Below are 8365 nucleotides of genomic sequence, written 5' to 3' on the forward strand. Positions count from 1 at the left end.
CCGCGCCGGGGGCAACAGCTCCTTCGTGCCGAGCCGCACCGGCCCGTAACCCGCGCTGCTGCTATGTTTTCCCGGGCCCGCTTCGGCGGGCCCGGTCGTATCTGGCCGCTGGAAACGAGATTTGGCGGGCCGGACGCACGGGACCGGGCCGGCCATGCGATAATGCACCGTTATCCTGACGACGCGCCGCGCCGCCGCCACCTATGTCCTCTGATTCGATGCGGAACATCCGCAATTTCTCCATCATTGCCCACGTCGACCACGGCAAGTCCACGCTGGCCGACCGCATCATCCAGCTCTGTGGCGGCCTGCAGGCCCGCGAGATGGAAGCGCAGGTGCTCGACTCCAATCCGATCGAGCGCGAGCGTGGCATCACCATCAAGGCCCAGTCGGTGTCGCTGCCGTACCTGGCCAAGGATGGGCAGACCTACCATCTGAACTTCATCGACACCCCCGGGCATGTCGACTTCTCCTATGAAGTCAGCCGCTCGCTGGCCGCCTGTGAAGGGGCGCTGCTGGTGGTCGATGCGGCCCAGGGCGTGGAAGCGCAGTCGGTGGCCAACTGCTACACCGCCGTGGAGCAGGGCCTGGAAGTGGTGCCGGTGATCAACAAGATCGACCTGCCCACCGCCGACATCGACCGCGCCAAGGCGGAAATCGAAGCGGTCATCGGCATCGACGCCAGTGACGCGGTGCCGGTCAGTGCCAAGACCGGCCTGAACGTGCAGGACGTGCTCGAAGCCATCGTGCACCGCATTCCGCCGCCGAAGCCGCGTGACACCGACAAGCTGCAGGCGCTGATCATCGACTCCTGGTTCGACAACTACCTGGGCGTGGTCTCGCTGGTGCGCGTGATGCAGGGCGAAATCAAGCCCGGCGACAAGCTGCAGGTGATGTCCACCGGCCGCAACCACCAGGTCGACAACGTCGGCGTGTTCACCCCCAAGCGCAAGGTGCTGCCGGCCCTGCGCGCCGGTGAGGTGGGCTGGGTCACGGCCAGCATCAAGGACGTGCACGGCGCACCGGTCGGCGACACCCTGACCCTGGCCGGCGACCCGGCTCCCAAGCCGCTGCCGGGCTTCCAGGAGATGCAGCCGCGCGTGTTCGCGGGCCTGTTCCCGGTCGACGCCGAAGACTACCCGGACCTGCGCGAGGCGCTGGACAAGCTGCGCCTGAACGACGCCGCGCTGCGTTTCGAGCCGGAAAGCTCCGAAGCCATGGGCTTTGGCTTCCGCTGCGGCTTCCTCGGCATGCTGCACATGGAAATCGTGCAGGAGCGCCTGGAGCGCGAGTACAACCTGGACCTGATCAGCACCGCGCCGACCGTGGTGTATGAAGTGCTCAAGACCGACGGTTCCATCGTCAACATGGACAACCCGGCCAAGCTGCCGCCGGTGAACATGGTCGAGGAAATCCGCGAGCCGATCATCCGCGCCAATGTGCTCACCCCCGAGGAGTACATCGGCAACATCATCAAGCTGTGCGAAGAAAAGCGCGGCAGCCAGATCGGCATCAACTACCTCGGCAGCCAGGTGCAGATCAGCTACGAGCTGCCGATGGCCGAAGTGGTGCTGGACTTCTTCGACAAGCTCAAGTCGGTCAGCCGCGGCTACGCCTCGCTGGACTATCACTTCGTGCGCTTCGAGGCCGGCCCGTTCGTGCGCGTGGACGTGCTGATCAATGGCGACAAGGTCGACGCACTGTCGCTGATCGTGCACCGCAGCCACGCCGACCGTCGCGGCCGCGAGCTGTGCGAGAAGATGAAGGACCTGATTCCCCGGCAGATGTTCGACGTGGCCATCCAGGCCGCGGTCGGCTCGCAGATCATCGCCCGCACCACGGTCAAGGCCATGCGCAAGAACGTGCTGGCCAAGTGCTATGGTGGCGACGTTTCGCGCAAGAAGAAGCTGCTGGAGAAGCAGAAGGAAGGCAAGAAGCGCATGAAGCAGGTTGGCCGGGTGGAAATTCCGCAGGAAGCCTTCCTTGCCGTGCTGCAGATGGACAAGTAAGCCCGGACACCGCGCCGACGTACCCGCTCCCAAGGACACCGCATGAAACTGTTTGAAATCCTTCTGGTCGTGCTGACCCTGTCGTCCGGCCTGATCCTGCTGGCCGACAAGCTGTACTTTGCCAAGCGCCGTGCCGCACGCGCCGGCCTGCTGGATTCCGAACCGGTCCTGGTGGACTACTCGCGGGCGTTCTTCCCGGTGCTGGCCATCGTGCTGGTGGTGCGCAGCTTCATTGCCGAGCCGTACAAAATCCCGTCCAGCTCGATGATGCCGAACCTGCTGATCGGCGACTTCATCCTGGTCAACAAGTTCGCCTACGGCCTGCGCCTGCCGCTGAACAACGCCAAGGTGGTGCCGGTGGGCGAGCCCAAGCGTGGCGACGTGGTGGTGTTCCACTTCCCGGGCCATTCGGACAACGACCCCAACAAGGGCGAGAACTTCATCAAGCGCGTGATCGGCGTGCCGGGCGACGAAGTGGTGTTCCAGGGCGACGCCCTGGTCCTGAACGGCGAACCGGTGAAGTACGAGAACAAGGGGTTGTATGCTGGTCACCGCGGGCAGGGCGAAGGTGCCACGCTGCTGGTCGAGCAGCTGCCGGGCCGTACCCATACCGTGCTGGAGACTGATTACCCCCGCGGCGAAGGTCAGTGGACCGTGCCGCAGGGCAAGTATCTGGTGATGGGCGACAACCGTGACAACAGCGATGATGGCCGCTTCTGGGGCCTGCTGCCGGAGGAGAATCTCCGCGGCAAGGCGTTCCTGATCTGGCTGAACTGCTCGGGCTGGTTCTGCAAGGATGGCTTTGAACCGTCGCGGATCGGCACCGGGATCAATTGATTCATTACCAACGCGTATCTGGGGAGAACGCAATGAAGACGATGAAGACGCAGCGTGGCATGACCCTGACTTCGTTCCTGATGGTGCTGGCCGTGGTCGGTTTCATCCTGTACATCGGCATGAAGCTGTTCCCGATGTATTCGGAGTACTACGCCGTGCGTACGGCGATGAAGAGCCTAGCCAAGGAACAAGGCGTCAACGCGATGGAGCCGGGCCGCGTGCAGGAGCTGTTCTTCCGTCGTCTGGACATCAGCTACTCGGAAAACGTGAAGCCGGCCAACGTCAAGTTTGAGCGCGTGAGCGGCGGCTGGAACATGAAAGTGAACTACGAAGTGCGACGCCCGCTGATCGGCAACCTCGACGTCGTGGGCAAATTCGATACCCAACAGGAAATGATCGCCAGCGGTGCCCAATAACACCTTCCAACGCGGTGACCGCATCGGTCACGCTTTCAACGATCCGGGCCTGCTGCAGCAGGCCCTGACGCATCGCAGCGCCGGAACGCCGAACAATGAGCGGCTGGAATTCCTCGGCGACAGCATCGTCAACATGATGGTGGCCCAGGCGCTGTATCAGCGCTGGCCCAAGGCCGACGAGGGCGCGCTGACCCGCGCCCGTGCCGAACTGGTGCGCGAAGGCGCGCTGGCGGTCGTCGCGCGCAGCCTGGAACTGGGCGAGCGCCTGACGCTCGGGCCGGGTGAAATGAAGTCTGGCGGCCACCGCCGGGACTCCATCCTGGCCGATGCGCTGGAGGCGGTCGTGGCGGCCATTTACCTGGATGCCGGCTTTGCCGCGTGCCAGGCCGTGGTGCTGCCCTGGTTCAGTGCCTCGATGGAGGCCCTGCCGGCCACCGGTCGCCCGGAAAAGGACCCCAAGACCCGCCTGCAGGAATGGCTGCAGGCCCGGCAGAAGGCCCTTCCGCAGTACGAACTGGTGTCAGAGTCGGGTGACGACCACGCCAAGACCTTCCGGGTACGCTGTGGCGTAACCGAACCCGCAGTCAGCACCGAAGGCGAAGGGGCCTCGCGACGACTGGCCGAACAACAGGCGGCCGCCGCCGCCCTAGAGCAACTGGATTCCAAGTGAGCGAAGCATCCTCCCATCATTGCGGCAGCGTTGCCGTCATCGGCCGCCCCAACGTCGGCAAGTCCACGCTGACCAATGCCCTGGTCGGGGCCAAGATCAGCATTGTGTCCAACCGGCCGCAGACCACCCGCCACCGTCTGCTCGGCATTGCCAGCTACCCGGAAGGGCAGATCGTGCTGGTCGACACCCCCGGGCTGCACAAGGTGCAGAAGCGCGCCATGAACCGGGTGATGAACCGCGCCGCGCGCGGCTCGCTCGAGGGTGTGGACGCGGGCATGCTGGTGATCGAGGCCGGGCGTTGGGACGAGGAAGACACCCTGGCCTTCAACGTACTCAGCGACGCCGGCATTCCGGTGGTGCTGGTGGTCAACAAGGTCGACCGGCTCAAGGACAAGGGTGCCCTGCTGCCGTTCCTGCAGCAGATCACCGAAGGTCGCACGTTCGCGGCGGTCCACCCGATTTCCGCGCAGAAGCGCAACGGCCTGGAAGCGCTGGTGCGCGACCTGCTGAAGCTGCTGCCGGAAGCGCCGCCGATGTTCGGCGAAGACGAAATCACCGATCGCAGCCAGCGCTTCCTCGCCGGCGAACTGGTCCGCGAGCAGCTGATGCGCCAGCTCGGCGAAGAACTGCCCTATGCCACCACGGTGGAGATCGAGCGTTTCGCGGAAGACGGCAATCTGCTGCGCATCGGTGCGGTGATCTGGGTCGAGCGTGAAGGCCAGAAGGCCATCGTGATCGGCAAGGGCGGAACCCGTCTGAAGGAGATCGGTGCCAAGTCCCGCCTGCAGATGGAGCGTCTGTTCGGAGCCAAGGTGTTCCTGGAAACCTGGGTGCGCGTACGCGAAGGCTGGTCCGACGACGAAGCCGCGCTGAAGGCGTTCGGTTACGAATGATCCATACCGGCATGCCGCCCACTGCGGTGTGCCACGGCGACAGCGGCTGAGCGATGCGCATTGATGACGAACCGGCTTTCGTCCTGCACGCCCGGGCCTGGCGCGAAACCAGCCTGCTGGTCGAAGTGCTGACCGAGCAGCATGGGCGCCTTGGCGTGCTGGCGCGCGGCGTCAGCAGTCCGCGCAGCCAGGCATTGCGTGCGGCATTGCAGCCGTTGCAGTGGATCCGGTTCACGGCGGTGCAACGCGGAGAGCTGGCGCAGCTGCGCCAGGCCGAAGCGCTGGATGCCGCCCCCCGCCTCAGTGGCGAGCCCATGCTGGCCGGCTTCTACATCAATGAACTGCTGTTGCGGCTGGCTCCGCGACAGGATCCATTGCCGGAGCTGTATGACGCTTATGGCACGGTTCGGCAGCGACTTGCGCAGAGTGAGCCGCTGGCATGGACCCTGCGCCGGTTTGAGCGTGACCTGTTGGAGGCACTCGGCTTCGGATTTGACCTCGCCTACGGCAGCGACGGCGAGCCGATTGACCCTGCCGCCCGTTACGAGCTGGATCCGCAGGAGGGGCCGCGTCGGCTGCTCAGCGAGCGGGGCGTCGATGCGCGGCGTGGCACCGCCACCGGCAGCGCGCTGCTCGCGCTGGCTGCCGATGAAATGCCGGGCAGTGAGGACCTGGCCAGCCTGCGCCGACCGATGCGCACCGTGCTGCTCCATCACCTGGGTGGGCGCGGACTCAAATCCTGGGAAATGATCGAGGCATTGCCCCGGTAGCGCCGGGACTCAATGCAACAACGACTCCACCGCCGCACGGAACTGCGTGTGCGCGCCCACCGATTCCGGTGCCTGATGCAGCTGCCGGACCGCGCGTGCCAGCCGCGCCGCGCCGACAAACCCACAGCTGGCCTGCAGCCGGTGCAACTGGCCCCGCAGGGCCGGCGCGTCGTGCTGCAGCACCGCTTGGGCGACGGCATCGCGCACACCGGGCAGCTCAGCCAGGAACAGCTCGCGTAAGGCGATCAGATGGTGGCGCTGGCCATTGAGTGCGGCCAGGGCCGTGATCTCATCCCAGTCTTCGCGTTCAGCTTCGGGATCCGCTTCCGTTGTCGCATTTGACCCCGGACTGATCACCAGTGCGCGCCGTACGGCCTGCAGCAGTTGTTCGCCGCTCAGGGGTTTGACCAGCGTCTCGCGAAAACCGGCATCGCGCAGTCGGGCATGGATGCTGGTATCGGCGTCGGCGGTATGCGCCAGCGCCGGGGTGTCCGGGCGGGTGCGCCGAAGCTGGTGCAGCAGCTCGGTGCCGTTGCCGTCCGGCAGGTTCACGTCGATCAGCCACAGGTCATGGCGCGCCCTGCAGCCCCGGTCGATGGCGGTGGCAAGTGAGTCAGCGGTGTCCACTTCGGCAGGAAGGGCTTCCAGCGCGGCCTTGAAGAAGCCACGGCTGATGGTGTCGTCCTCGACGAGCAGCAAGCGGGGAAGGGATTCCCGGGGGGTCATCTGCATAAGGGCTGCCTCCATGTCAGCTGCGGCCATATTAAACATGCTGTGGCGGTCTGCAAGCCGTCAATGCCATGGGCAGGCAATCCCGCAGGCCGTATCTGCGACAATACGCACCCTTTTGCCCGCAGCCTGTTGCCACGTGGCCCGATCCCGTTCCCGTCTCGACCGTACCCCCTTCCAGACCGACATCCTTGACCTGAGCCATGACGGCCGCGGCGTGGCCCGCCGTGAAGGCGAGGGCGGCAAGGTCACCTTCGTCACCGGAGCCCTGCCCGGCGAGGTGGTCCGCGCTGAACCTACCGCGCGCAACCGCCACTTCGACGAAGCCCGCACCGTGGAGGTGCTGCAGGCCTCACCGCAGCGCGTTACTCCGCGGTGCCCGCACTTCGGCGTCTGCGCCGGCTGCGTGCTGCAGCACCTGGAAGAGTCGCAGCAGATCGTGGCCAAGCAGCGGGTGTTGATGGATAACCTGACCCGCATCGGCCATGTCGCACCTGGCACGGTGTTGCCGCCACTGGTGGGCGACAGCTGGGGGTACCGGCGCAAAGGCCGCTTCTCGGTGCGCCGGGTCGAGAAAAAGGACAAGACCCTGGTCGGCTTCCGCGAGCAGGATCCGCGCTTCGTGGCCGATCTGACCCAGTGCCTGACCGTGATTCCGGAAGTGGGCACCAAGGTGTCAGCGCTGTCGGCGTTCATCGAAACCCTGGACGGCAAGCGTGACATTCCGCAGATCGAGTTCATCGCCGGCGACCAGGCGGTGATGCTCACCATCCGCCACATGCAGCCGCTCAGCGACAGCGACCGCGCCGCCTGGACCGCCTTCGGCCAGGAACACGGCTTCGCCATTTCGCTGCAGCCCGGCGGGGTGGAGTCGGTGCATCCGCTGTGGCCGGCCGAGGTGCCGCTGTCGTTCAAGCTGGAACCCTGGAATGTCGAACTGGCGTTCCGTCCGCTGGACTTCATCCAGGTCAACGCCAAGCTCAACGTGAAGATGATCCAGCTCGCGCTGGACCTGCTCGACGCCGCGCCGGACGAGCGCGTGCTGGACCTGTTCTGCGGGCTGGGCAACTTCACCCTGCCGCTGGCGCGCACGGTGCGCGAGGTGGTCGGCGTGGAAGGCGACGCCGGCCTCGTGGCCCGCGCGAAAGAGAACGCCGAACGCAACGGGCTGGGCAACGCCCAGTTCTTTGCCGCCGACCTGACCCAGGACCAGCGCCAGACCGGCTGGATGCGGCAGGGCTTTGACAAGCTGCTGCTGGACCCGCCGCGCTCAGGCGCAATCGAAGTGCTGCAGCAGCTGCCGCTGAAGCAGTTCAAGCGCATTGTCTACGTCAGCTGCCATCCGGGTTCGCTGGCACGGGATGCCGGTTACCTGGTCAACGAGCAGGGCTTCACCCTGGTCAGTGCCGGGGCCATGGACATGTTCCCGCACACGGCGCATGTTGAGAGCATCGCCGTCTTCGAGCGCCGCTGATGCCCCTGGAAATCGAACGCAAGTACCGGGTGACCAATGACGCCTGGCGCGAACAGGCGCATCAGGTCATTCCGATGGCCCAGGGGTATCTCAACGACACCGCCTCGCTCGACAGCGGCGCGCAGAAGGCCTCGGTGCGGGTCCGCATCCAGGGCGCGCAGGCGTTCCTGAACCTGAAATCGCGCGAGATCGGCCACACCCGGCAGGAGTTCGACTACCCGATCCCGGTCGAGGAGGCCCGCGACCTGCTGGCGCTGTGCGTGGGTGGGCTGATCGACAAGCGCCGGCATCTGGTGCGTCACGGCGGCCTGCTGTGGGAAGTGGACGAGTTCCTGGGCGAGAACGCTGGCCTGGTGGTTGCCGAGGTCGAGCTGGAGCACGCCGAGCAGGCCATCGACCTGCCTGAATGGGTCGGGGAAGAGGTCACTGACCAGGTGCGGTATTACAACCTGGCGCTGGCCGCGCGCCCATACAGCCACTGGCCTGACGCGGAACGGTGATTCCGGGCATCGCCTGGGCCGGCCAACGGCCGGCGCTACCGAAGCCGGCATCCCGGTAGCGCCGGCC

At 65.8% G+C, this 8365-nt stretch carries 9 protein-coding genes; 8 read left to right on the top strand and 1 reads right to left on the bottom strand.

Annotated elements, in window-relative coordinates; genetic code table 11:
- Positions 1-218 precede the first annotated feature (218 nt).
- The 6 genes from lepA to recO are packed head-to-tail and all read left to right on the top strand — an operon-like array spanning position 219 to position 5595.
- Positions 219-2009 carry a translation elongation factor 4 gene (lepA, locus tag QMX83_RS18340; protein ID WP_282298083.1) on the top strand — a complete coding sequence of 597 codons (1791 nt, stop codon included), beginning with the start codon at positions 219-221 and terminating at the stop codon, positions 2007-2009.
- A gap of 42 nt (positions 2010-2051) precedes the next feature.
- Positions 2052-2846 carry a signal peptidase I gene (gene lepB / locus QMX83_RS18345; protein ID WP_282298077.1) on the top strand — a complete coding sequence of 265 codons (795 nt, stop codon included), beginning with the start codon at positions 2052-2054 and terminating at the stop codon, positions 2844-2846.
- A 32-nt stretch (positions 2847-2878) separates the two neighbouring features.
- Positions 2879-3262, top strand: coding sequence for a DUF4845 domain-containing protein (locus QMX83_RS18350; RefSeq protein WP_125360908.1), 384 nt, complete (start codon positions 2879-2881; stop codon positions 3260-3262).
- Complete coding sequence (rnc, locus tag QMX83_RS18355) at positions 3252-3932, top strand: ribonuclease III (protein WP_282298078.1); 681 nt, start codon at positions 3252-3254, stop codon at positions 3930-3932. Before QMX83_RS18350 ends, rnc begins: the two co-directional genes overlap by 11 nt.
- Entirely contained in the window at positions 3929-4825 is an 897-nt protein-coding gene (gene era, locus QMX83_RS18360; RefSeq protein WP_125360910.1) for a GTPase Era, read from the top strand. Before rnc ends, era begins: the two co-directional genes overlap by 4 nt.
- A 53-nt stretch (positions 4826-4878) precedes the next feature.
- A complete protein-coding gene (recO, locus tag QMX83_RS18365; protein WP_282298079.1) occupies positions 4879-5595 on the top strand; it encodes a DNA repair protein RecO in 717 nt (238 codons plus the stop codon).
- A gap of 9 nt (positions 5596-5604) precedes the next feature.
- On the opposite strand, the gene QMX83_RS18370 is transcribed toward recO, so the two are convergent.
- Entirely contained in the window at positions 5605-6327 is a 723-nt protein-coding gene (locus tag QMX83_RS18370) for a response regulator (protein ID WP_282298080.1), read from the bottom strand.
- Between the two features lie 136 nt (positions 6328-6463).
- Here QMX83_RS18370 and rlmD point away from each other — a divergent pair, with 136 nt between their 5' ends.
- Together rlmD and QMX83_RS18380 are read left to right on the top strand one after the other, a co-directional pair.
- Positions 6464-7798 (top strand): 23S rRNA (uracil(1939)-C(5))-methyltransferase RlmD, encoded by a 1335-nt coding sequence (gene rlmD / locus QMX83_RS18375; RefSeq protein WP_282298081.1) that lies wholly within the window; start codon positions 6464-6466, stop codon positions 7796-7798.
- A complete protein-coding gene (locus QMX83_RS18380; protein WP_282298082.1) occupies positions 7798-8298 on the top strand; it encodes a CYTH domain-containing protein in 501 nt (166 codons plus the stop codon). The genes rlmD and QMX83_RS18380 overlap by 1 nt, the downstream gene beginning before the upstream one ends.
- Positions 8299-8365 lie beyond the last annotated feature (67 nt).

It is taken from the genome of Stenotrophomonas sp. PS02289, assembly GCF_029960115.1.
Classification (GTDB): Bacteria; Pseudomonadota; Gammaproteobacteria; order Xanthomonadales; family Xanthomonadaceae; genus Stenotrophomonas.